General features: G+C 68.0%; 22 protein-coding genes and 1 pseudogene. 10 read left to right on the top strand and 13 right to left on the bottom strand.

Features of this window, described 5'->3' with window-relative positions; genetic code table 11:
- Nucleotides 1-90 precede the first annotated feature (90 nt).
- Nucleotides 91-585 (bottom strand): GNAT family N-acetyltransferase, encoded by a 495-nt coding sequence (locus FHX72_RS10835; protein ID WP_183625014.1) that lies wholly within the window; start codon nt 583-585, stop codon nt 91-93.
- 70 nt (nt 586-655) lie between these two features.
- Here FHX72_RS10835 and FHX72_RS10830 point away from each other — a divergent pair, with 70 nt between their 5' ends.
- Nucleotides 656-1,555, top strand: coding sequence for a LysR family transcriptional regulator (locus tag FHX72_RS10830; protein ID WP_183625013.1), 900 nt, complete (start codon nt 656-658; stop codon nt 1,553-1,555).
- Between the two features lie 22 nt (nt 1,556-1,577).
- Here the strand turns inward: FHX72_RS10830 and FHX72_RS10825 are convergent, their stop codons facing one another.
- Nucleotides 1,578-2,123 carry a CGNR zinc finger domain-containing protein gene (locus tag FHX72_RS10825; protein ID WP_068481052.1) on the bottom strand — a complete coding sequence of 182 codons (546 nt, stop codon included), beginning with the start codon at nt 2,121-2,123 and terminating at the stop codon, nt 1,578-1,580.
- A gap of 38 nt (nt 2,124-2,161) precedes the next feature.
- Here FHX72_RS10825 and FHX72_RS10820 point away from each other — a divergent pair, with 38 nt between their 5' ends.
- The gene (locus tag FHX72_RS10820; protein ID WP_183625012.1) at nt 2,162-3,172 is read left to right on the top strand and encodes an EamA family transporter; all 1,011 of its coding nucleotides are present in this window, start codon (nt 2,162-2,164) and stop codon (nt 3,170-3,172) included.
- 210 nt (nt 3,173-3,382) lie between these two features.
- On the opposite strand, the gene FHX72_RS10815 is transcribed toward FHX72_RS10820, so the two are convergent.
- The 3 genes from FHX72_RS10815 to FHX72_RS10805 form a co-directional block, all read right to left on the bottom strand.
- Nucleotides 3,383-3,985 carry a 2'-5' RNA ligase family protein gene (locus FHX72_RS10815; protein ID WP_183625011.1) on the bottom strand — a complete coding sequence of 201 codons (603 nt, stop codon included), beginning with the start codon at nt 3,983-3,985 and terminating at the stop codon, nt 3,383-3,385.
- 61 nt (nt 3,986-4,046) lie between these two features.
- Complete coding sequence (locus FHX72_RS10810) at nt 4,047-4,940, bottom strand: dihydrodipicolinate synthase family protein (protein WP_183625010.1); 894 nt, start codon at nt 4,938-4,940, stop codon at nt 4,047-4,049.
- Nucleotides 4,933-5,646 (bottom strand): NUDIX domain-containing protein, encoded by a 714-nt coding sequence (locus FHX72_RS10805; RefSeq protein ID WP_183625009.1) that lies wholly within the window; start codon nt 5,644-5,646, stop codon nt 4,933-4,935. Before FHX72_RS10805 ends, FHX72_RS10810 begins: the two co-directional genes overlap by 8 nt.
- A 242-nt stretch (nt 5,647-5,888) precedes the next feature.
- Between FHX72_RS10805 and FHX72_RS10800 the strand changes: the two are divergent.
- The 3 genes and pseudogenes from FHX72_RS10800 to FHX72_RS10790 all read left to right on the top strand — a co-directional run.
- A pseudogene (locus FHX72_RS10800) lies at nt 5,889-6,788 on the top strand (transposase); the annotation flags it as partial.
- Between the two features lie 359 nt (nt 6,789-7,147).
- Nucleotides 7,148-7,729 carry a nitroreductase family protein gene (locus FHX72_RS10795; RefSeq protein ID WP_183625006.1) on the top strand — a complete coding sequence of 194 codons (582 nt, stop codon included), beginning with the start codon at nt 7,148-7,150 and terminating at the stop codon, nt 7,727-7,729.
- A 153-nt stretch (nt 7,730-7,882) separates the two neighbouring features.
- Nucleotides 7,883-8,662, top strand: a complete 780-nt coding sequence (locus FHX72_RS10790; RefSeq protein ID WP_183625004.1) for an isocitrate lyase/PEP mutase family protein — start codon at nt 7,883-7,885, stop codon at nt 8,660-8,662.
- Nucleotides 8,663-8,770: 108 nt separating this feature from the next.
- On the opposite strand, the gene FHX72_RS10785 is transcribed toward FHX72_RS10790, so the two are convergent.
- Nucleotides 8,771-9,298, bottom strand: coding sequence for a hypothetical protein (locus FHX72_RS10785; RefSeq protein ID WP_183625003.1), 528 nt, complete (start codon nt 9,296-9,298; stop codon nt 8,771-8,773).
- Between the two features lie 202 nt (nt 9,299-9,500).
- Complete coding sequence (locus FHX72_RS10780; protein WP_082775386.1) at nt 9,501-11,672, bottom strand: ATP-dependent Clp protease ATP-binding subunit; 2,172 nt, start codon at nt 11,670-11,672, stop codon at nt 9,501-9,503.
- A 204-nt stretch (nt 11,673-11,876) separates the two neighbouring features.
- Between FHX72_RS10780 and FHX72_RS10775 the strand changes: the two genes are divergently transcribed.
- Entirely contained in the window at nt 11,877-12,443 is a 567-nt protein-coding gene (locus FHX72_RS10775) for a methylated-DNA--[protein]-cysteine S-methyltransferase (protein ID WP_183625001.1), read from the top strand.
- A 115-nt stretch (nt 12,444-12,558) separates the two neighbouring features.
- Nucleotides 12,559-13,410 (top strand): hypothetical protein, encoded by an 852-nt coding sequence (locus FHX72_RS10770; protein WP_068481028.1) that lies wholly within the window; start codon nt 12,559-12,561, stop codon nt 13,408-13,410.
- Nucleotides 13,411-13,460: 50 nt separating this feature from the next.
- On the opposite strand, the gene FHX72_RS10765 is transcribed toward FHX72_RS10770, so the two are convergent.
- Both FHX72_RS10765 and FHX72_RS10760 read right to left on the bottom strand, forming a co-directional pair.
- Nucleotides 13,461-13,877, bottom strand: a complete 417-nt coding sequence (locus tag FHX72_RS10765) for an META domain-containing protein (protein WP_183624999.1) — start codon at nt 13,875-13,877, stop codon at nt 13,461-13,463.
- Nucleotides 13,878-13,905: 28 nt separating this feature from the next.
- Nucleotides 13,906-14,856, bottom strand: a complete 951-nt coding sequence (locus FHX72_RS10760; RefSeq protein WP_068481020.1) for a hypothetical protein — start codon at nt 14,854-14,856, stop codon at nt 13,906-13,908.
- Nucleotides 14,857-15,001: 145 nt separating this feature from the next.
- On the opposite strand from FHX72_RS10760, the gene FHX72_RS10755 reads away from it, so the two are divergent.
- A complete protein-coding gene (locus FHX72_RS10755) occupies nt 15,002-15,781 on the top strand; it encodes an L-threonylcarbamoyladenylate synthase (RefSeq protein ID WP_183624997.1) in 780 nt (259 codons plus the stop codon).
- 88 nt (nt 15,782-15,869) lie between these two features.
- Entirely contained in the window at nt 15,870-17,207 is a 1,338-nt protein-coding gene (locus FHX72_RS10750; protein WP_183624990.1) for a hypothetical protein, read from the top strand.
- A 131-nt stretch (nt 17,208-17,338) separates the two neighbouring features.
- Here the strand turns inward: FHX72_RS10750 and FHX72_RS10745 are convergent, their stop codons facing one another.
- Genes FHX72_RS10745 through FHX72_RS10735 form a run of 3 tightly spaced genes read right to left on the bottom strand, consistent with a single transcriptional unit; the run spans nt 17,339 to nt 19,162 of the window.
- Nucleotides 17,339-18,526: a zeta toxin family protein gene (locus tag FHX72_RS10745; protein WP_183624988.1), complete on the bottom strand. Its 1,188-nt coding sequence runs from the start codon at nt 18,524-18,526 to the stop codon at nt 17,339-17,341.
- Complete coding sequence (locus FHX72_RS10740) at nt 18,526-18,786, bottom strand: hypothetical protein (RefSeq protein WP_183624986.1); 261 nt, start codon at nt 18,784-18,786, stop codon at nt 18,526-18,528. Before FHX72_RS10740 ends, FHX72_RS10745 begins: the two co-directional genes overlap by 1 nt.
- A 49-nt stretch (nt 18,787-18,835) precedes the next feature.
- Nucleotides 18,836-19,162 (bottom strand): hypothetical protein, encoded by a 327-nt coding sequence (locus FHX72_RS10735; protein ID WP_183624984.1) that lies wholly within the window; start codon nt 19,160-19,162, stop codon nt 18,836-18,838.
- Nucleotides 19,163-19,234: 72 nt separating this feature from the next.
- Between FHX72_RS10735 and FHX72_RS10730 the strand changes: the two genes are divergently transcribed.
- Nucleotides 19,235-19,372, top strand: a complete 138-nt coding sequence (locus tag FHX72_RS10730) for a hypothetical protein (protein ID WP_183624982.1) — start codon at nt 19,235-19,237, stop codon at nt 19,370-19,372.
- On the opposite strand, the gene FHX72_RS10725 is transcribed toward FHX72_RS10730, so the two are convergent.
- Nucleotides 19,369-20,916: a maltokinase N-terminal cap-like domain-containing protein gene (locus FHX72_RS10725; protein ID WP_183624980.1), complete on the bottom strand. Its 1,548-nt coding sequence runs from the start codon at nt 20,914-20,916 to the stop codon at nt 19,369-19,371. The genes FHX72_RS10730 and FHX72_RS10725 overlap by 4 nt on opposite strands.
- Nucleotides 20,917-20,952 lie beyond the last annotated feature (36 nt).

Genomic DNA, 20,952 nt, shown 5'->3' with positions numbered 1-20,952 from the left:
CCCACGCCGGCCGCGGCGCCCAGATCGTTGTGGCCCGTTGTTGTTCCCGGCACTGGGAGCAGTAATGGGCCACAACTCTGCGCGCTGGTGTCAGCCGAGTTCGAGCCTCATGAAGGTGTCGGCCCGCGCGTAGTAGTCCGCCACGGGCAGTTGCTCTCGAGTGATGCGCGTGAAGCCTGCCGTCTCGTAGAGGTGCAGCGCGGGCAGGAGAGTCGAGTGGGAGCCGAGGAAGACCACGCGACCGCCGAGCTGCGGGGCACGCTCGATAGCCGCGGCGACAAGGCGCCGACCCACTCCCGCCCCCTGAGCCTCCGGCGAGACGCCCATCTTCGCGAGTTCGAACACCCCTTCCCCGTAAGGCAGGAGTGCAACGCAGCCGAGTACGCCGCCGGATTCCGCGCGCGCGAGCAGCACGTCACCACCCGGCTCGAGAATCTCACCGAGGGGGTCGTCGAGCAGCCTGCGATCGTCGGCCGTCACGCTGAAGAGGCGCGAAATCCAGGCTTCGCTGATCTCTCGGAAGGCTGCGGCGTCTTCAAGGGAGGAGAGTGAGGTCACGGTGATGTGGGTCTGGAGCTCTGGCACTCCTCAAGGGTGCCGCGCTCGCATCAAGAGGTCCAATACCGGATGACCGCGACATCAATAAGCTTGGGTTATGGATCCCCGTGTTGAACTGCGCCACCTCCGCTATTTCCTCGCGCTTGCCGAGGAGCTGCACTTCGGCCGCGCCGCCGCTCGCCTGCACATCGCACAGCCCGCACTCTCGCAGCAGATCCGCCAGCTCGAACAGCTGATGGGCGTCCTGCTCTTCACTCGCACGTCGCGTTCCGTCGAGCTGACGGAGGCTGGACGCGGGTTCCACCCGAGAGCGCATGGACTGCTCGCTTTGCTCGCCTCCGATGTGGATGAGGCGCGCCGCGTCGCGCGCGGCGAGTCCGGCCGCATCGACGTCTCGTTCATCTCCTCCGGGGCTGGCATCGTGAGCTCGACGCTGCGCCACTTCACGCTCAGCCGACCAGACGTGCTCGTCGAGCTCCATGAGGGCCCCACTTCAGTGGTGCTGGAGCGCCTGGAACGCGGCACCGCCGACGTAGGGATCGTGCGCGACGCCGACGAACACGATGGGCTCACGATCTCGACCCTCTTCGTGGACCCCTTCATGGCCGTCCTACCAGCCGATCATGAACTGGCCGAACACGAGACGGTCACCGCACCCCAGCTCGCATCGTCACCGCTTGTGCTCTTCCCGCAGGCGTCCGGGTCACGAGCCCACACCCTCACGCTGCGGCCCTTCCGCGAGGCGGGCATCGAGCCACGACTCGGCCACAGCGGTGCGGAGTGGGGCACCATCTTCCACCTTGTCGCGGCGGGGCTGGGCGTCGCACTCGCCCCTGCCAGTGCGGTCGGGCCGCTACCGCGTGGAGCTGTCGCGGTCCCACTCGAGTCAACTCGGACCGTCAGCTCGGTCCAGCTCGCACACAGGGCCAACGACACGAATCCGCTGGTACGCGCATTCAGCGCGACAGCCACGGAAGCGAGGGCCGCGGCCTCGTAACCACCAGGTCCGGCGGTCCTCGTCAGAGCTCCGGATGCTCGCGGCGGCGAGCCCGGTAGGCCGCGACGGCAGACCGGTTCGCGCACCTCGTTGAGCAGAAGCGCTTCGTGCGGTTGCGGGTGAGGTCGACGACAACACCCTCGCAATTGTCGGCGTCGCAGGTGCCGAGGCGGGACATCTCGTCGGCGCGGATGAGGTCGACGACCGCGAGCGCCGTCTCGACCGTGATGCGCTCGTCAAGCGGGCGTTCGGAGTCGACGGCGTGCAGGTGCCAGTCGGCGGTGCCGTGGCGCACAAGCTGCGGGGTCGCGTTGTACTCGACCAGCGTCTGGTTCACGAGCGAGGCTGCGGCATCTCGGTCGGCGGTGAGCAGCTCCCTCAGTCGTGGGCGGATCGCCCGGATGCGCTGGAACTCTGCCTCGTCGCCGTCGAAGCGGCCCGTGTAGCCGAGGTCCCGGAAGAAGTCGGCGAGCTCGCCGCGCGTGCGCAGCGTGACTGGCTCGACGTCGCTGTTCACGAGCGCCGCGGCTGCGGAGAGCGCCTCCTCGGTGTCATTAGTGAAAAGCACCTTTGCAGATTACCAAACCGCGGCTAGTGTCATCTTCTATGAAGGTGAACGCCAATGACACACACAGTGTTGGAACGTCTGCGAGCGCGATCGGGGCATCCGCGACCCCGCTCGTCGCTCCCTCCTCGGCGAACTCTCGCCTTGCATCCGGCCTCCTCTTCGCCCTCATCTCGGCGGGCGCCTTCGCCCTGTCCGGTCCGTTCGCGCGCGGCCTGCTCGATGCAGGCTGGACGCCGGGTGCCGCAGTCACCGCCCGCGTCTCGCTCGCGGCACTTGCGCTTGCACCCGTGGCTCTGATCGCACTGCGCGGCCGCTGGTACCTCCTCGCCAACCGCGGCAACCTCGTGAGGCTCGCGGTCTACGGCGCGATCGCCGTCGCGGGCACGCAGCTCGCCTACTTCACAGCCGTAGCGACCCTGCAGGTTGGTGTCGCGCTGCTCATCGAGTACACGGCACCGGCCATCGTCGTGCTGTGGATGTGGCTGCGGCACCGCCAGCGTCCGCACGCTCTCACCCTCATCGGCGCCGCCGTCGCCGCCGGCGGGCTCTTGCTCGTGCTCCAGATCTTCGGCGGCGTGCAGCTCGATGTCGCGGGCGTACTGTGGGCGCTCGGAGCGATGGTCGGCGTCGCCTTCTACTTCGTCATGTCGGCCGACACCGACACGGAGCTCCCCGGGACGGTGCTCGCCGGCGGCGGGCTCCTGGTCGGCGCTGTTGTGCTTGGCCTCGGCGGCCTTGTCGGCGTCCTACCGATGGCGGTGACGGATGCGCCCGTCGAGCTGGGCGGGGCGTCCATGCCGTGGTGGGTCGCGGTGCTCGTGCTTGGACTCGTGACTGCGGCCGGTGCCTACGTCGCCGGCATCGCAGCAGCGCGCCGCCTCGGGCCCCGACTGACCTCGTTTGTCGGACTCTCCGAGGTCGTCGCAGCGGTGCTGTTCGCGTGGTTGCTGCTCGGCGAGCTCCCCAACCCGGTGCAGCTCGTGGGCGGGGCACTGATCATGGTCGGCGTTGTTGTCGTCCGGCTCGGCGAGGCAAAAATCTCGCGCTAGGCCCCAGGCCACTCAATCTGGCTTCCGACCCGGCCAACTTCCGGGACAAACGGGCGCAGACCGAGGAGAAGCCAGCCCGGCGGGCGCGTCCATCACGGGAGTTGGACGGGCGCGCGTCTCGTCCGGTTGCGGCCCTGGCGCACATCAGCGCGATTCTTGGGAGAATCCGACGAGAACGGCCGCTGCGCCGCAGATCTGCACTGTGCTTGGTCAGCGAAGCTGCTGCGTGGTGCCCGCGCGCGCGTCCCAGAGCCGCAGCTCGGTGGCCAGCACGTGCATCGGCTCGAGGTCGAGCGCGGACACCGCACGCTCCAGGTCGGCGAGCTTCAGCCGTTTTGCGAGCGTGACGTGCGGAGTCCAGCTCCCTGGCGTCCTGTGTGGCAGATCGACCGCGACCTCCTCGCGGCCGGCCAATCGGTGCAGCTCCGCATGGAATTCGAGGAGACCGACGGACGGCACGACGCTCCGCGCGAGGACCGCGCGCGTGCCGTGCACGAATAGCTGGGGCCCGCCGAGCGTGAGAGCGATCGGCAACCGGCCCGCCGCATCCCGGACGGCTTCGACGTCGACGAGCGACGGCTCGCTAGGACCAGGCTCGACCGGCGAAGGACCGGCCGCCGCGCCCGCAAGGTCAGGGCCGGCCTCACACTGCGCCCCCCCCTGCGACCCGCTTCGCACGAGCAGCGAGAGGTGCGGACGATTGCTCACCGAGGCGTGCGCGCCCATGCTGGACACGCCGAGCTCCTGCAGCGCCCGCCACTCGCCTCGGATACGCGCTTCGCTCGCGTGATCGAAGAGCAGTTCGAGGCTCACGATTTCACTCATTAGCCACCGGCCAAGAGCGCGCTCAGTGCAGGCACGGTGCGGGCACGCGTCAGATCGCGCGGAGTGCCGCCGCGACGGCGCGCTGGCCTGCGCCATCCAGCTCGTGGACGGGCCTCGGCAGGTTGACGGTCGGCACGAGGCCGAGCTGCGCGGCGATCGCGGATGCGACTCGATAGCTGCCGTGGGCCCGGAACAGCTCCCACAGCGGGTCGAGGCGTGCAGAGAGGCTCAGCGCGAGTTCGGCTTTGCCGCTCAACGCAGCCCGCGTGATGGCGAGGCTCTCGGCCGGCAGGACGCCGGCGAGCACCGAGTACCAGACGTCGCATCCGCCGAGCAGCCCGGCGGCAGCGTACGGGTCGCCGCTGATGCCCACCGAGATGGGGCCACCGACCTCATCGCGAAGGGCGGTGACTCGCTCGCTCACCTGGGCGACGTCGAGCGACGCCGGCGGGATCTTGATCGATCGCACGAGGTCGAGCCCGGCGATACGCGCGTGGAGGGCGTCGCTCACGACGATCCCCGTCGTCGTCGGGTTGTCGTAGACGATGATCGGCAGGCTCGAAGTCGCAGCGACGTCCTCGTAGAGCCCGTAGACCTCGTCCTCCGTGAGCGGCTGGTACGACACCGGGGCGAGCAGAACCGCCGAGGCACCCGCATCCTCAGCCGTCCGGAGGTTCTCGAGCACGTCACGAGTGCGGAGCGCGCCGATGCCGACGATGACGGGCACCGATCCCGCGTGCTTCACGGTGAGCTTGGCGACGGACGCCCGCTCGCCGAGGTCGAGGTACGCGTAGCTGCCCGTCGAGCCGAGCGCACTGATCGAGTCGACGCCAGCAGCCTGGAGTCGCTCGACGAGAGCCGCGTAACTGGCTGCATCGACGCCCGTCGAAGTGATGGGGGTGAGCGGGAAGGCGCTGACGCCCCGGAAGAGTGAATCAGGCATGCGTTCCTCCTTCGCCAGGCTGTCCTTCAGCGGCGGGCCACGGCAGGTTGAGGGCTGCCCATTGCAGGAGCAGCACGGTCTTCGCATCCTGGATCTCACCGGTTGTGATCATGCGCAGCGCCTCGTCGAAGTCGAGGGCAACCGACTCGATCTCCTCGCCTTCCTCCTCGACGCCTCCCCCGCCCGTGATGGGGGCAGCGGCCGACCAGGGCGCGGCGAAGAAGTGGATGCTCTCGGTCACCGAACCGGGGCTCATGTACAGCTCGAAGACGGGAGTGACCTGCCCGACAACAACCCCGAGCTCTTCCTCCGCTTCGCGACGGATCGCGTCTTCAGGGGAGTCGCCGTCGAGGAGGCCCGCGGCCGTCTCGAGGAGCATGCCGTCCTCGTGACCGTTGACGTAGACCGGGTAGCGGAACTGGCGTCCGAGCAGGATCTGGCGACTGTCGAGATCGTAGAGGAGGATCGTGGCGCCGTTGCCGCGGTCGTAGGTCTCGCGCTGCTGCGTCGCCCATTCGCCGTCGCGCCCGCGGTACCGGAACGTCGTGCGCCGCAGCACGTGCCAGCCGTCTGAGGTGACCTCGACGTTCTCGACCTCGACGTTCGGGTTGCGAGTCAGCTCGCGCCCGGCCTGGTCGAGCCCGGTGCGGCCGCGGCTGTCTGGCACGTCGACGCCGAGGTGCCCGTGGGTGAGTGGATGCGACATGACCCCAAGATACGCAGGGCCACCGACGTTGATGATGGGAGAACTGGTTTCGGGTCTGTCTCTGCCACCGACTGGCACCTGCTTGCGGGGTTGTCTTTCGAATGATTCGACGGCCCGAGGCCAGTGTTTGCTTGGTGTTCTGGCCGGGCGGACGTGACTTCATAGGAGCCTGACCAAAGAGTCCCGTCAACGTCTTGCCTGCCGCCCGACCAGAGTGCCCCTCTTGGGAAGGAAGCACGTCAATGATGACAAACAGTGTTGGGAATGTCGTGGCCGGCGTCGATACGCACGCGGACACGCACCACGCGGCCGTGGTCTCGATCACGGGAGCGCTCCTCGGGGACGCGGAGTTCCCCGCGGCGGGGTTGCAGGTCGCGGAAGTGATCCGCCCCTCGAGAGCAGCGCGTCGGGGCGGGAAGTCCGACCCGATCGACGCGTATGCGGCGGCGCGGGCGGCGCTCGCTGACCCGACGTTGCCGGTCCCGAAGTCCGCGGTCGGGGACAGTGAATCGTTGCGGGTGTTGCTGGCAGCGAGGCGCTCCGCGATGCGCGCGCGAGTCGCAGCTCAGGTCCAGATCACGTCGCTGCTCGTGACCGCTCCCGAGGAACTCCGAGCGCAGCTGCGAGGCTTGTCGGCGCTGCGTCGGCACGCGAAACTGCGCTCGTTGCGCCCGAACGCCTCGGACACGGGATCGGTCACCGAAACGACGCGGGCCGTGTTGCGGCTGCTCGCTCGCCGTTGCGCGGCGCTGGACGAGGAGGTCACGGACCTGGACGAGCAGATCGATGCGCTCTCCCAGCGGGCCGCTCCCGCGTTGCGGGCGGCGTTCGGCGTCGGGCCGGTGACCGCGGCGCAGCTCGTGGTCACCGCGGGCGATAACCCGGAGCGGTTGCGATCCGAGGGAGCGTTCGCGATGCTCGCGGGTACTGCCCCGATCCCAGCGTCTTCGGGGAAGACGACCAGGTTTCGCTTGAACCGGGGCGGGGACCGGGCCGCGAACGCCGCGATCCATCGCATCGCGCTCGTCCGTATCTCGCACGATCAACGCTCGAGGGAGTACTTCGCGCGGCGTCTCAGCGAGGGCAAAACGAAGAAGGAAGCGTTGCGGGCGTTAAAGCGCGCGATCGCTTGGGAAGTGTTCCAACATCTCGTGAAACCGCAGCCCGTCGAAGCGATCGACGACCTCCGCGCACACCGCCTCAGGCTCGGCTACTCGATGAACCACATCGCGCCGCTACTCACGACGAACATCAACCACATGTCACGCGTCGAGCGAGGCATCATCCACGACCCAGACTTCACCCACCGCTACCGACAATGGCTCACCAACGCCGCTTGACAGACATAGGAGCATCAGGCGCATCCGGAAATACGCCGTAACGCTGACGAACACACCCAGCTCGTGGGAATAGCTTGCAGGTACAAGTGGTTGTTGCCGTACGAGTGGCTCCGGCCATGTTCCCCGCAAACCACGAGCGTAAGCGCTTTGAACGGAGTCACATGACCGAGCAGCTGACCGTCCGCAACGAGACCTCCGTCCCGATCCTGGACGCCCTCTCCGACCGCTGGAGCCCACGCGGCTTCGACGCCACGCATGCGATCTCCGACGAGGACATCACGGCGATCCTCGAGGCAGGACGCTGGGCCCCGTCGGCGAGCAACACGCAGCCGACGACCCTCGTCGCGGGTGTCCGCGGGACCGCGACCTTCGACAAGATCTACGGCGCGCTCATGGACTTCAACCTCACGTGGGCCGACCGCGCCTCGCTCCTCATCGCCGTGACCGTCGAGACCGAGCGCGACGGCAAGGCCCTCCGCTGGGCCGAGTACGACGCAGGCCAGGTCGCCGCACACCTCACGATCGAAGGCCAGTCGCGCGGCCTCCACACGCACCAGATGGGCGGCTTCCACGTGGATGCGCTCGCCGAGGCCCTCGAGCTGCCTGCCGGCCGTATCCCGATCACCGTCATCGCCGTGGGCCAGTACGACGCCTCCGACGCGGTGAGCGAGAAGATCCGCGCCCGCGACACTTCGCCCCGCTCGCGCCGCGAGCTCAGCGACTTCGCTTCGATCGAGCGCTGACCAGCCCACGACGGGCCCCCGCTTGGCCTCAGCCGGGTGGCGTATACACGTTGACGGCGGCCGAGACCGCCAGACACGGCCCAGGTGCGCGGCGACCAGCTTCGACACCAAAGCAGCAACTCACGACACGACCGAAGAAGTAAGGACAGCACGATGACAGATGTCAGCACCGCCGACCTCGCCAACCGTTTGGCAGACCTTCACCGAGCCCCCGAGATCCTCCGAGTTGTGAACGTCTGGGACGCGATCAGCGCGAAGACCGTCGCGGCCCTCCCCGAGACGAAGGCCATCGCGACGGCGGGCCACTCGATCGCCGCGTCCTACGGATATGCGGACGGCGGCATGCCGCTCGACGTGGCCCTCGCCGGCGCCAAGGTGATCGTGGATGCGGTCGACCTGCCCGTCACGGCAGACCTCGACGACGGCTACGACGACCCGGCCGAGACGATCCGCCGCGCGATCGGACTCGGCATCGTCGGCGCGAACGTCGAAGACCGCCTGCGGCCGTTCGACGAGTCCGTGGCCCGCGTTGCCGCGATCATCGCCGCCGCCGAGGCGGAAGGCGTCAACTTCCAGCTCAACGCACGCACCGATGCCATCGTGCGCGGAGGCGAGCGTCCCATCTCGGAGAGCATCGACGACGCCATCGCCCGCGGGCGCGCGTTCCTCGACGCCGGCGCAGCCCTCGTCTTCGTGCCGGGCGCCGTCAGCCGTGAGGTCGTCGAGCCCCTCGTCGAAGGCCTTGGCGTCGGCAAGCTGTCCGTCATCGGGCTGCCCGGCGCGCTCACCGCCGCCGAGTTCCAGGAGCTCGGCGTCGCCCGCGTCTCCTACGGCCCGCTCACGCAGCGCGTCGCCCTTCGTGCACTCCGCGACCTCGCGACCGACCTGTACGGCAACGGAGTGATCCCGACCGACACTCCCGCGCTCAACTAAGCACGAGCATCCGCCCTCGCGAGGGGAAACCCTCGCCTGGCGAAATCACAGAGCGGCCTGGTGGTCGTCAGAACTGAGTTCTGACGACCACCAGGCCGCTCTCGGCGTTCAGGTGGCGACGCCCACCTCGCCGGTCGCTGGAGCCGCATCCACCGCACGCTTGCTCGCGCGCGCGCCGAGCGTTCCACGGAACCAGAGGGCGCCCGCAACGGCGAGACACACGATGAACGCGACGAGCGCGCTCACGACGGGAACAAGCGCCTCGCTCGGCCCCGCGACGAACGGCATGAACGCGACGACGAAGAAGACGACGACCGCGATGGCCGGCGAGAAGAGCAGCGGCAGCGTCCACGCCGTGAAGAGGGGCGTCTCGCGCAACGCGATCCACCCGAACGTCGTGCCGACCGCATAGACGGCGTACGCGATGAGACCGACGATGAAGAGGAGCAGCACAAGCGGCACGAGCATGCCGAGGAAGAACTGGTAGGCGTCGCGGCCGAACAGCACCATGACGTCGTCGCTCGCGACAGGTGCCGACGTGAGTCTCCGCAGCGACAGGGCGATGACGCCGACGATGCCGAGCACGGCGACGACGGGTGCGGCAATGAGTGGCAGTATCCAGCGCAGGTGCTCCATGCCGCTCAAGATAAGCGGGCTAGTGGATGCTCCGCTGTCGCGACGCGCCCGAGTTACCCACCAGAGACGTCCTGTCGTCCTCCTTAACGCAGAAGAGTGAGCCAGACGCACCCTCCAGCGAATTGGAGGATGCATCTGGCTCACTCTTAGGTGGGTGTTCCGGCGTCAGCCCAGCCTCAGGCCAGGGCCAGCCCGCCAGTGCCTACTCGACGGCGGCCGTGTGCGGCGTCGTCGACTGCACGTTCAGGGAGTCGCCGTCGCTCGCGACAACCACCGAGACGGTGTCGCCGTCGCGCACGGTGCCCGCGAGCAGCGCCCGCGCGAGGCGGTCGTCGATCTCGCGCTGCATGAGGCGTCGCAGCGGCCGCGCCCCGTAGATCGGGTCGTAGCCGCGCTCGGCCAGCCAGGCACGGGCGTCGTCGTCGACCTTGATCGTGAGGCGACGCTCGCCGAGCCTGCGCTGTAGGCGGTCGATGTAGAGCGCCACGATCTGCGCGAGCTCGTCCTGCGAGAGCGCGCTGAACACCACGATGTCGTCGAGGCGGTTCACGAACTCTGGCTTGAACGACTGCCGGACGGCCGCCATCACGCGGTCCTCTCGCTCCTCGGGAGAAAGGAGCGGGTCGATGAGGAACTGCGACCCCAGGTTGGAGGTGAGGATGAGGATGACATTGCGGAAGTCGACCGTGCGGCCCTGCCCGTCGGTGAGTCGACCGTCGTCGAGCACCTGCAGGAGGATGTCGAAGACCTCCGGATGCGCCTTCTCGACCTCGTCGAACAGCACCACCGAGTACGGCCTGCGCCGCACAGCCTCGGTGAGCTGCCCGCCCTGCTCGTAGCCGACGTACCCGGGAGGGGCGCCGACGAGCCTAGCGACGGAGTGCTTCTCTCCGTACTCGGACATGTCGATGCGGATCATCGCCTTCTCGTCGTCGAACAGCAGCTCCGCGAGGGCACGCGCGAGCTCCGTCTTGCCGACGCCCGTCGGGCCGAGGAAGAGGAACGAACCGGTGGGGCGGTCGGGGTCGGCGATGCCGGCGCGGGTGCGACGGATCGCATCCGCCACCGTTGCCGCCGCCTTCTCCTGGCCGACAAGCCGCTTGCCGAGCTCGGCCTCGAGGTGCAGGAGCTTCTCCATCTCGCCCTGCAGCAGCCTGCCGACGGGGATGCCCGTCCACGCAGCCACGACCCCGGCGATGTCTTCGGCCGTGACGTGGTCGTTGACGAGCTTGGGGCCGCCGTCTTCCGTCGCCTCAGCCTCGTGCAGCTGCTTCTGGATTCCAGGCAGCTCGCCGTAGAGGAGGCGCGACGCGAGCTCGAGGTTGCCCTCGCGCTGCGCCCGGTCGGCGCGCATGCGGATGTTGTCGAGCTGCTCACGCAGCTCGCCGATGCGGTTGAGGGATGCACGCTCGACGTTCCAGCGCGCCTTCAGCTCGCCGAGGCGCGCGTTTTTGGTGTCGAGGTCGGCCCGCAGCGCGGCCAGGCGCTGCTTGGACGCGTCGTCGTGTTCCTTCTTGAGGGCAAGCTCCTCGAGGCGAAGCCGGTCGACCTGCCGCTGGAGGGTGTCGACCTCGACGGGCGAGGAGTCGATCTCCATGCGGAGGCGCGAGGCGGCCTCGTCGATCAGGTCGATCGCCTTGTCCGGGAGCTTTCGGCCTGTGATGTAGCGGTTCGAGAGGGCGGCCGCGGCGACGAGCGCCTGGTCGGCGATCGAAACCTTGTGGTGCGCCTCGTACCGTTCCTTGAGGCCGCGGAGGATCGCGATCGAGTCCTCAACGCTCGGCTCACCGACAAACACCTGCTGGAAGCGGCGCTCGAGCGCCGCGTCCGACTCGATGAACTGGCGATACTCGTCGAGGGTCGTCGCGCCGATCAGGCGCAGCTCACCCCGGGCGAGCATGGGCTTGAGCATGTTGGCGGCCGAGATGCTCGACTCGCCGCCTCCCGCACCCATGAGGGTGTGGAGCTCATCGATGAACGTGATGATGCGGCCGTCAGACTCGGTGATCTCCTTGAGGACGGCCTTGAGACGCTCCTCGAAGTCGCCGCGGTACTTGGCGCCGGCGATGAGCGCCGACATGTCGAGGCTCACGAGCTCCTTGTCTTTGAGCGACTCGGCGACGTCGCCCGCGACGATGCGCTGCGCGAGCCCTTCGACGACCGACGTCTTGCCGACGCCGGGCTCGCCGATGAGGACCGGGTTGTTTTTGGTGCGGCGAGTCAGTACTTGGCTGACGCGCCGAATCTCAGAGTCACGCCCGATGACCGGGTCGAGCTTGCCCGAGCGGGCGATGTCGGTGAGGTTGATTCCGTATTGTTCGAGTGCGCTCTTGGCCTCTTCGTCTGGTGCCTGAGCGCCTTGCATGTTGGCCATGGGGCTCCTTGTTCAAAGTTGCTTTCGACTCGGATGGATCGAGACCCGAACGGGTCAAGAGTTGAGTCGGTGTGACTCAAGTTTAGAGCCTGGAGCGCGCCATTGCCACTCCAGAGCGCTTCATTCAGTCAACTCTCAGCGATGCGTGCTCGCTTGTACTTTGCGGCTGACCGGGGCTTCTCTGAACGTGGCAGAGTTCTCGGCATGGCCCCTGCACCCGAAGCGACCACTCTCCCGCTCCGCACCCTCCGCGTCGGAAGCGTCGAACTGCTCGGCGAGTGGTTCTCGATTGTGAAGGCAGGCGACTCGCAGGCCGTGCGCGCCGCCGGCTTCGGCTGCCCAAGCTCCCTCGCGTATTCGGTCTTCGGCCGCCAGTCGGAGCTCCTCGAGACGGAAGCGCTCGACGACGACGACAGCGCCCTCGCCGCCGTCCGCGCCTACGACAACGGAGACGCATCCCTGCTCGACGCAATCGACGTGCACCAGGAAGGCACCGAGCTGCGCCGCGCCATGTGGCGTGCGGCGAGGCTCGTCGAACCCGGAACCTTGGCGAGCTACGGCGACGTTGCCGCCATTGCCGGGCATCCACGCGCCGCGCGGGCAGCCGCGAGCGCCTGCGGGGCCTGTCTCGTGAGCCTGTTCGTCCCCGTCCACCGCATCGTCCGCGCCAGTGGCAAACTCGCGGGGCACGCCGACGACGTGTCCGTGCGCCAGGCGCTCATCGACCACGAGCAGGCGATGGGGATGGGGATGAGCGCGCCCGTCCGATAGGGGCTCGCCCCGCATGGCTAGCCGTCCAGCCTTCTGCCGCGCCCGTTCGATAGCGTGGCCGTCGACCCAGCGCACGGCAACGCCGGCGAAGCTGCGATCTGAAAACGGGGCGCCGATGCCGAGAAACCGCAACCGCAAGGGAACGCTCGCGGTCGTCGCGAGCGCCCTGCTGCTCATCGGCATCGTGGCGGCCGCGGCACTGCTCGGCGCCCAGACCGGCTGGGTGATCTTCATCGCCCTCGTCGGGTTACCACTGGTCCTCGCGCCTGCCGCGTTGCTTGGGCTTCGCTGGGGCGACGCCCGGATGGCCAAGGCCGGCCCGGGCGTTCTCACCGCCCTCGGTCCGGGCGAGATCCGCGAGGTGGACGCCACAGCCACGCCTGTCACGACCCTCGGCTGGCGCGCCGCCGTGCAGCATCTCCCCTCGCTGCTGCCGCCAGCACGCATCCGCACCCTGATGATCACGGGAGCCGTCGGCGCAGTCTCGGGTGTCTGGCTGACCTTGACCCTCGCCGAGGCGCCCGATCCGTGGCAGAAGGGGGTCGGGGCAGCACTCTTCGGCGTGACCGGGGCCCTTGCGTTCTCCCTCGTGTTCCTGCTGGCCTGGCTGGCCATCGCTCACCGAGACACGCAGCTCGATCGCGGCGCGCGCAGACTCCTCGAGCAATCCGTCAACCCAGCCAACGACCGTATTCGCATCAACATCTCGAGAATCGACGAGCTGCAGGCCGCGATCGATCAGCGACGCGCCGTCTCGCCCCTGCTCCTGCCCATCGCGGCCGGCGCTACCGCTGCCGTGGTCGCCGCCACGGCAGCAGAGCTTGTCCTGTCGGGCGGCGACTTCCCGCGCCTCGCATCCTTCGCGTCGACAACGATGATGCTCTGGCTGGGGCTCACGGGCCTCGGAAGAGTCGAGCAGATCGCCGCAGCTCTGAGCGAAGTGCGATCAGCCGATGGGGCAGCCTGACCCGAACGACTCCGTTCATTCCGCGAAACTGCTCCGTCCTAGCGAAAGGTTCAGTCCTCGCGAATGAAGCGGGCTTCTCCGGCAGAGGTTGGCATCACGATCTCTTCACCGTCGATGGACATGCCCGTGAAGCCGCTGTAGAGCAGGTCTTCCACGATATGGAGATTCGGATCGCATCCGACCTCAGACGCCGCCCAGGAGTCAATACGAATCCGACTACCTGCCACCGAGTACGCCCCACCGGCACCGTTGCACCCGGCCCCGGCGGAGGCGTACTCGTCGGTGAACTTGAGGGTGGCCGTGGCGAACTCGGCAGGAACGCCGCTCGGCGATTGGCTCACCGTCCAGATACCGACCAGCTCCGCCTTGGAGAGCGCCGGTGCGGCACAACCCGTTAATCCGACGACGACGAGGGCCAGCGATGACAGCACCACCCGCGTGCGGCCTGACGTGGGCACGGTGTGCATGATTCCTCCTGTGTCCGCGAGCGTGGTGCTACTTGTACTCGAGCCGCAGACGGAGGCGCTCGCCGACCTCGAACTGCGCGTCGACGAGCTTCAGCGGGTCGAGCTGCAGGTCGCGGAGGTCGATGGGATCCGCGAGCTCGCTGCGGATCTGGCCACGGACGGCAAGGAGCAGCAGGCCGATGATCGGGTTCCGGCTCGTCAGCCGCGGATTGATGAGCTGCAGCTTCAAATCGTCGCCAAGCTGCGCCTCGGTTGTGAACAGCAGACTCGCTCGCAGGAGACCGCGCCTGACCTTGCCCGCCGCGTGCAGGTGCGCCCCGCGTGGCCCGGCTTGAGTGAGCTCGAGGTCGACATCCGAGAGGTGGAACCCCTGGCCCGCGCCAGACTCCGTGACGATGGCGACCAGTGCATCCACGACCTCCTGCTGCTTCGCCGCGACGTCGAGCAGGAGCGTGTCGACAGGGAAGACAGTTGCCGCCTGACCACCTGCCGTGCCCTGCCTCAGCGCGAGCGCCAACTGGCCGCGGTCGTCCTCGGCCCAGTCGACGTGCACACCGCCAGCGGTGATCGTCGCCTCGACGCTCGCGCCCTGGATCCGCGCGGGGACTGCGCGCACACGCACCTCGGCGAGGCGAGCATCCGCCCTCGACGCCTCGGTGCCGAACTCGGGGAACACCGGCGGCGGGGGCGCATCCTCAACCGTCGCGTCGAAGGCCACGTCAAGACCCGTGAGATCGACGTCGAGGCCGAAGAGGTCCCCGGCGAGCGGATGCGCGGTGACGCGTGCCAGGTCGAGGCCCCGCACGTCCATGGTGTTGTCAGCGTCGAAGATCGGCGGCATCGTCTCGCGCACGAACCGCTCAAGGACACGGGCCGCCTCTTCGGGTGTGGTCGGGCGGGGGCCGGATGCGATCACCAGCGCCTCGGGCTCAGCCCCGGAAGATGCAGCGCTGTCTGGGGCCTGCTGGGGAGTCTCCATGTCCTCAACCCTACGGGCGTGGGCTCGGCCGACCCTGGCCGCGTGCCAACACCAAGTAAGATCGATCCTCGACGCGACCCAAGCGGACGCAACAGTTCACTCCGGCTCGACGAGCCCGAGCACCAATTTCGAGAGAAACGCAGCCATGGACAGCAAATTGATCGCGTGGAACGGCGACGTGCAGCCAGAAGCCGTCGAGATCCTCACGGGAGACGGCGGACTCGTCGTCGTCCCGACGAAGGTCGGCTACATCATCATGACCTCCGACAAGGAGGGACTCGAGCGCAAGTTCGAGGCGAAGGAGCGCAACCGCAACAAGCCAGGTGTTGTGCTCTGCGGTTCGCTCGAGCAGCTTCGGGCCCTCGCGCAGCTCACGCCTGAGATCGACGCGTTCTACGAGCGTCACTGGAACGACGACATCCTCCTCGGCTGCATCCTGCCTTGGAAGGAAGAGGCCGTCGCGGCCCTCCCGGATGACGGCACGAAGGAACTCATGATGGACGGCCGCGGTACGAGCTGCTTCGTCATCAAGTTCGGCGTCCCCGGCGAGAAGCTCGCCAAGGAGCTCTACGAGAACCACGGGCGCTTCGCGTTCGCGAGCTCCGCAAACCCTTCCGGCAAGGGCAACCGCGGACTCGTCGAGGGCATCGGCGAGCGCATCCACGACCGCGCTGACCTCATCATCGAGGCCAACGACTACGTCGCATCGATCCAGCCTGAAGCGACGACGGAGACGCGTCACGAGCAGGGCGTCATGATCTCGATGGTCGACGCCGATGGCACGCTCATCCCCGAGCAGGGCGGCCAGCGCTCCATCTCCCCCGCGCCCGTCGTGATCCGCAAGGGCCTCGACATCAACCGCATCATGGCGATCCTCGCTGAGTCGTTCAACAGCTGGGACTTCCGCCAGGGCGAGTACTACTGATTCGCGCCTGTCACGTGGGCTGATCGATGCCCGCGTGACTGGCCGATTCGCTTCGTGAATTGTCGGACGGGCTCGCTACGCTTTCTGCGTGCGAGCCCGTTCTTCTTTTGCTGACCTCACCCGCCTGATCGAGTCGAGGCCCATATCGCGCGGGCGACTGCGCCGCGTCCTCAACGCACCACCTTCCGCTGCGACGACGCGCGAGTGGTGGGCTTCGCTCCCCGACGCCGAGCACAGCCGCCTGCTCAAGCAGGTGCCGCTGCTCGTCGGAAACCTCGACGGCATCCCGTGGGCGGTGCGCGTGCGGGCGAACCGAGAATCTCTCGGGCGGGCCATCAACGCGCTCGAGTCCGGAGCATCCATCGAGCGGGCCCTTGGCAGCGCGAGCGCGTTTGCGGGCGGCGAGATCAAGAGCATCTTGGCGGATGCGAGCCGGGGCGAGCTGCGAGACCGCGAACGGCTTGTGCACCAGCTCAAGGAACTGCACAGCGGGCGTGGTTTTGTCGATCGCGGAGGCAAGCCGAGGTTCGTGCTGGCGTTCGATCCCGAGCGGGACTCGATCGTCGAATACGTGGGGCCAGCGATCTCAGAGTCGGAGGATCCGCTGGCGTCTCCCTTTGCAGAGGGCGTCACATCGGTAGGTGTGTTCGTGCCCGGCAACGAAGCTCGCCTGCTGGACTTCGAGGGCAAGGCGCACACGATGTCGGAGCTGCTGAAGCTCGCGCCGGCAGGCAAGGCTGGGCTTGTTGTGTGGCAGGGCGGCCGGTTCCCGCGCGGGCCGTTGGCGCTGTCGGCAGCGATGGCCGACGGTCTGGCTCGCAAGCTCGGAACGTTCGTGAACTCGATTCCGCGCGACGGACGTGTTGCGTTGACGGCGTTCGGCTTCAGCTTCGGCGGCGGGGTCACGGGGCGCGCTATGTCGCTGGGGATGCGCGTCGATCGGGTTGTGCACGTGTCGAGCGCTGGCCTCGGGCACGGGGTGACGTCGCTTGACGACCTGCCGGCGTCGGCCCGTGTTCCGCACTATTCGCTGCTGGCTCCCGTGGATCCGTCGGTGGGACTGATCCTCGGCATCAACGTGCATCTCCCATTCCTGGGGCGGGCGGGCCATTTCGGCCATGGCGCAGACCCCGCGAGCACGCCCGGAGTGGTGAGGCTGGAGACGGGCGTGCTCGGTGCGGCTCAGGAGAAGCGGTCGGCCGGCGCGCCGCTGTCACTGGGCGACCTGCTGACGGGGCATACGACGATCCTCGAGCAGTGGGGCACAACCGCGAAGCAGAACATGGCGGCGGTCCTCATGGGCGATGGCGCCGAGGTGGAGCTGGCTCCCGATGCGGGGGCGCTAGCCCGCGTCGCGCAGCGCTTCATGCTGCCGTACGCGCCGTTCCTGAAGGTGCGGGAGCCGGAGCTGCGCCGGGTCGGCTGATCCGACGCAGCTTCGGCGGACGCACGTCCCCGGTGTTGCGGGCGCGGTGTTCCGGGGGCAGTGTTGCAGCGGGCAGCCGTTCCAGGTTCAGTGTTCCGAGGTCAGCCGTTCCGGGTTTGGCGGTTCCGGCGTCAGCGGCCGTGGTCGAGTGTCGGCTGCTCGGTTCGACTGCGGGCTGAGTCCAAGAGCTGTTGCGGGTTGGCTTGGAGCTTGGTGCTGGTGTTTCGGCCGAGGTTCGTGCTGAGCTGCGTCTGAAGCTCCGAGTGGAGCTGCGTGTTTGTGATGCGGTTGCGGCTCTGGCCCAGTTGCTCGGCGCGGAAGGGTTCGCCTGTTGCGCCCGCCTTCAGCTGCTGCTCGTTGCGTTCGAGGAGCTCCCGCGCGGCGCTGGTGCGGACCCCGAGGACGGCGAGGTTCGACTCCGCTGCGGTGAGCGAGGGGCTGCCCTGTTCGTGCGCGAGCCTGGCGATTCGGTCGCCGTCTCGGCGGAGGTCATCGATGGTGGCGACCACGTCGCTGCCGAGGTCGGCGCGGTCGAGGACGAAGTTCGCGTCTCGTTCGAAGGTGCCAAGCCAGGTTCGCGCCGCCTCGCTGTCGAGGGTTTCGATCCGCCTCCCGGCGTCGACGGCGGTGCGGGCTTCGGCTCCGTCTCGCGCGCCTGGCGAGCTCGCGGCTGTCGCTTCGATATCTGCGGTGTACACGGCGCGGCCGGCGCGATCGACGACAAGCACCCTGTCGACGTGTCCCTCGGCGATGACTCGCTCCAGCGATTTGGGCATCTGCTCGGCGGCGGCGTCGTGGAACGCCTGAGGAGTCCAACGACCGACGCCCTGGTCACGCACCTGCTCCGCGTAGCGCGACAGCACGCCGAGGCGCGACACCGCCTCGGGAACCGCGAGCGCCCGAACCTCAACTCGGTAGCCCGCATCCCGGAACTCCTTGGCCGTCGCCACGACCGCATCGGGCTGCCTGAAGGTCGTCTCGAAGACAACCGACGCCTGCCGCTCCCGCAGATAGTCGCTCGACATGCGCGCCCACGCGCCAGCTGCCTGCGCCGTCACCTCGGGCATGCGCAGTGGCTCCTCCCGCATGAGGCGCGCATAGTCGGGATGGAACTGGCGGAAGTCGTCACCAACCACGGCAACGGCGCCAGAGTGAGCGCGCTCGGCCAGCGCAACGACACGTGTCTTCCCCGCACCGGGTTGGGCTCCAACCAGGACGAACGTCGGGTCCGGAACTGCGGACTCTGTCTTCAACTTGTCGCTGATAGATCGGTCGAAGATCTCGACAAGCTCCTCGCGACTCAGTTCGTCGCGGAACATCACAGTTCCTCGACCCTGAAACGCGCCACAAAGTCAGCGCGGGCGCGTTGCACATCGTCAAGAGAACCCGGGTCGATATCGCGCGATTCACGCCACACTCGGTGGTTGAGGGAGAGCCACTTTTCCTTCTCCGCTTCGTTCGTCGCCAAGTGCCAGCGCTCCATGTACAGCCCGCCAAGCCGATTCGCGGCTTCACGCATGGCGTCGTAAATCATGGGGTCGTAGTCGTCGACGGGGTCGCTGTTCGCTTCGTCGGTCATGGTCGTCCTCTCGTCGTGGGTGTCCTCGGAGCCCGCGTCTCCATGTCGATCAGCTTGCGCCTCGCGCCGTTCCGCTGCTTTCGCTGCCGCTCGTCTCGACTCGATAGCGCTCGAGAAGCTCATTGCGCTTGCCGACGACGCTCACGTTCGACTGAGCGTCGACGTCGGCGATCTCCTCGCGCAGCGCGGCGAGCTTGTTCTGCCAACGCCGGTATTCGGGAGCGTTTCGTGCACGAGCGGCTTTCGCGGCGTAGAACGCCGCCAGCCGACCGCCCGCATCAAGCAACAAGTCGTAGACCTCGGGTGAGTAGCCTCCGGTACTCGGCACCCCGCGCGGGTCGCCAGGCGAACTGTTGAACGTGTCCTTGCTCGGCACATACATCCTTCCGATTGCGTACTCGCGAAGGTAGTCGTGCGGCGGCAACCCAAACGATGAGCTGGCGAATCTGTGGATAACCTCGACCTCGACGAGGACATGCACGGGCACGGCACGGGCATCCAGGGACAACCCGAACCGCGGACCCCGGAAGCGCCGCCGCCGCGACTGCAGCTGCAATTGCACCTGCGCCTGCCGCTGCCGCCTTAGGCGAGGATGCGCTGCACGGCCCTGACGGGGATCCTCAACCATGCTGGCCGCTGGGATGCCTCGTAGATGACCTCGTACAGGGCCTTGTCGAGTTCGAACACCCTGATGAGCGCGGCGGCTTCCGCGGCGCTCAACGGACGGTCCTCGAGCGACCTGCCGCCGCTGCCGCCGGCCGCACCGGCAAGTTCGCGGGCGTCTGCGGCATCGTGAGCGTCCTCGGCCTGCCGACGAGCGGCCCGCCCCTCGAGCGTGATCGCGCCCGTGTGGCGCCCGACCCTGGCCTCGCCGCTGACGGCGGCCGCGTATCCGTTGAGGAATGACTGACGCGCCCGCGCTGCCCAGTCGCCAGCGACATTGCGCCCGGTTGTCATCTCGAGCGAGCCCGCGACGTAGTCGAACGACCGAAGGATGCCAGCGATATCGCGCTGCGGTGCATCCGCCGTGTTGCGCTGCTCGATGGTGCGCAGCGGCTCCCCCTCGAAGTCGAGGAACACCCAACCGCGGTCCTGAACGGCAAGCACCTGCCCCAGGTGCAGGTCGCCGTGCACTCGCTGCAACCTGGGCCAGTGCATGTCTGCGGCGTGCGCGTACACCTCTTCCGCTGCCCCGCGCAGGCGCTCCAGGGCCGGCGCGACGGCGATCGCCGCGTCCAAGCGCTGACGCATGGCGGCCACCTCGGCCTGCACCTTCGGCACGGTCGATTCGACGCTCGGCAGCACCTCGCGCAACGTGCGGTGCACCTCAGCGGTCGCCTCGCCGAGCGTGTAGGCGGCGTCGCCGAAGTCGTCGCCCGTCTCGGCCGCGCGCAGGGCCACACGCCACGCATCCTCGACACCCGGCAGGAACTCCTGAGCGAACACGAAGTTGCCGGATGCTCGGCCGTCTCGTGCCCGCGGGTCCGGCCAGTACCCCGAGAGGTGGCCGATGGCTGGCGGCACGCGCACGGAGCCGGCAGCGGCGAGCGCCGACTGCAGCGTGACCTCCGGGTTCTCGCCGTCGTGCAGCATGCGGAAGACCTTGAGGATGAGCGGTGCCGCGTCACTGCCATCGGGCAGGCGCATCTCGCAGATGATCGAGGTATTCGACTGCTCACCAGACAGCACGCGGCTCGTCACGAAACTTCCGACGACCGCTCCGGGCATCGGCAACCCATAAGCGGCGATGTCGCTGCGTCCGCCGGCCCCTGGCGCATGTCCCTCGCGCTCGAGGAGCGTGAGGAGCGCTTTCGCGAAGGCAATGTCGTGCGGCCCGTCGACGACGGCGCTCACACGCCCCGACGCGTTGCTGATCGACCCGATGTAGCCGAGGGCAGGCACTCGCGCATCTACCTCGCGAAGCACGGTCGGGACCTGGTACACGACCGGCTCGTCGCCGGAGGAATCGAGGATGCACGGCACGGTCACAAGGTGCACGCCAGCTTCGCCGTTCGGGTTCGCGAGCACGTAGCTACCGAGGTGGGTGAGCTGCGGCGCCCGGCCCTCCCCGCCCGAGTACCACCGCTGCTTAGGCATCCAGTCGCGGAGCATGTGGATGAGATCGGTCATAGCGCCTCCGGTTCAGATCATCAGCCTACCGAACGG

Source organism: Pseudoclavibacter helvolus (assembly GCF_014191305.1).
Classification (GTDB): Bacteria; Actinomycetota; Actinomycetes; order Actinomycetales; family Microbacteriaceae; genus Pseudoclavibacter; species Pseudoclavibacter helvolus.
Note: the sequence above shows the minus strand (reverse complement) of the source record. Positions and strands in the feature narration are given on the sequence as shown.

What these genes read in the sequence shown, in the direction of transcription:
- FHX72_RS10830 (WP_183625013.1), top strand. Translation starts at nt 656, where the DNA reads ATGGATCCCCGTGTTGAACTGCGCCACCTCCGCTATTTCCTCGCGCTT.
- FHX72_RS10820 (WP_183625012.1), top strand. Translation starts at nt 2,162, where the DNA reads ATGAAGGTGAACGCCAATGACACACACAGTGTTGGAACGTCTGCGAGC.
- FHX72_RS10810 (WP_183625010.1), bottom strand. Translation starts at nt 4,940, where the DNA reads ATGCCTGATTCACTCTTCCGGGGCGTCAGCGCCTTCCCGCTCACCCCC.
- FHX72_RS10805 (WP_183625009.1), bottom strand. Translation starts at nt 5,646, where the DNA reads ATGTCGCATCCACTCACCCACGGGCACCTCGGCGTCGACGTGCCAGAC.
- FHX72_RS10795 (WP_183625006.1), top strand. Translation starts at nt 7,148, where the DNA reads ATGACCGAGCAGCTGACCGTCCGCAACGAGACCTCCGTCCCGATCCTG.
- FHX72_RS10790 (WP_183625004.1), top strand. Translation starts at nt 7,883, where the DNA reads ATGACAGATGTCAGCACCGCCGACCTCGCCAACCGTTTGGCAGACCTT.
- FHX72_RS10785 (WP_183625003.1), bottom strand. Translation starts at nt 9,298, where the DNA reads ATGGAGCACCTGCGCTGGATACTGCCACTCATTGCCGCACCCGTCGTC.
- FHX72_RS10780 (WP_082775386.1), bottom strand. Translation starts at nt 11,672, where the DNA reads ATGGCCAACATGCAAGGCGCTCAGGCACCAGACGAAGAGGCCAAGAGC.
- FHX72_RS10775 (WP_183625001.1), top strand. Translation starts at nt 11,877, where the DNA reads ATGGCCCCTGCACCCGAAGCGACCACTCTCCCGCTCCGCACCCTCCGC.
- FHX72_RS10770 (WP_068481028.1), top strand. Translation starts at nt 12,559, where the DNA reads ATGCCGAGAAACCGCAACCGCAAGGGAACGCTCGCGGTCGTCGCGAGC.
- FHX72_RS10765 (WP_183624999.1), bottom strand. Translation starts at nt 13,877, where the DNA reads ATGCACACCGTGCCCACGTCAGGCCGCACGCGGGTGGTGCTGTCATCG.
- FHX72_RS10760 (WP_068481020.1), bottom strand. Translation starts at nt 14,856, where the DNA reads ATGGAGACTCCCCAGCAGGCCCCAGACAGCGCTGCATCTTCCGGGGCT.
- FHX72_RS10755 (WP_183624997.1), top strand. Translation starts at nt 15,002, where the DNA reads ATGGACAGCAAATTGATCGCGTGGAACGGCGACGTGCAGCCAGAAGCC.
- FHX72_RS10745 (WP_183624988.1), bottom strand. Translation starts at nt 18,526, where the DNA reads ATGTTCCGCGACGAACTGAGTCGCGAGGAGCTTGTCGAGATCTTCGAC.
- FHX72_RS10740 (WP_183624986.1), bottom strand. Translation starts at nt 18,786, where the DNA reads ATGACCGACGAAGCGAACAGCGACCCCGTCGACGACTACGACCCCATG.
- FHX72_RS10725 (WP_183624980.1), bottom strand. Translation starts at nt 20,916, where the DNA reads ATGACCGATCTCATCCACATGCTCCGCGACTGGATGCCTAAGCAGCGG.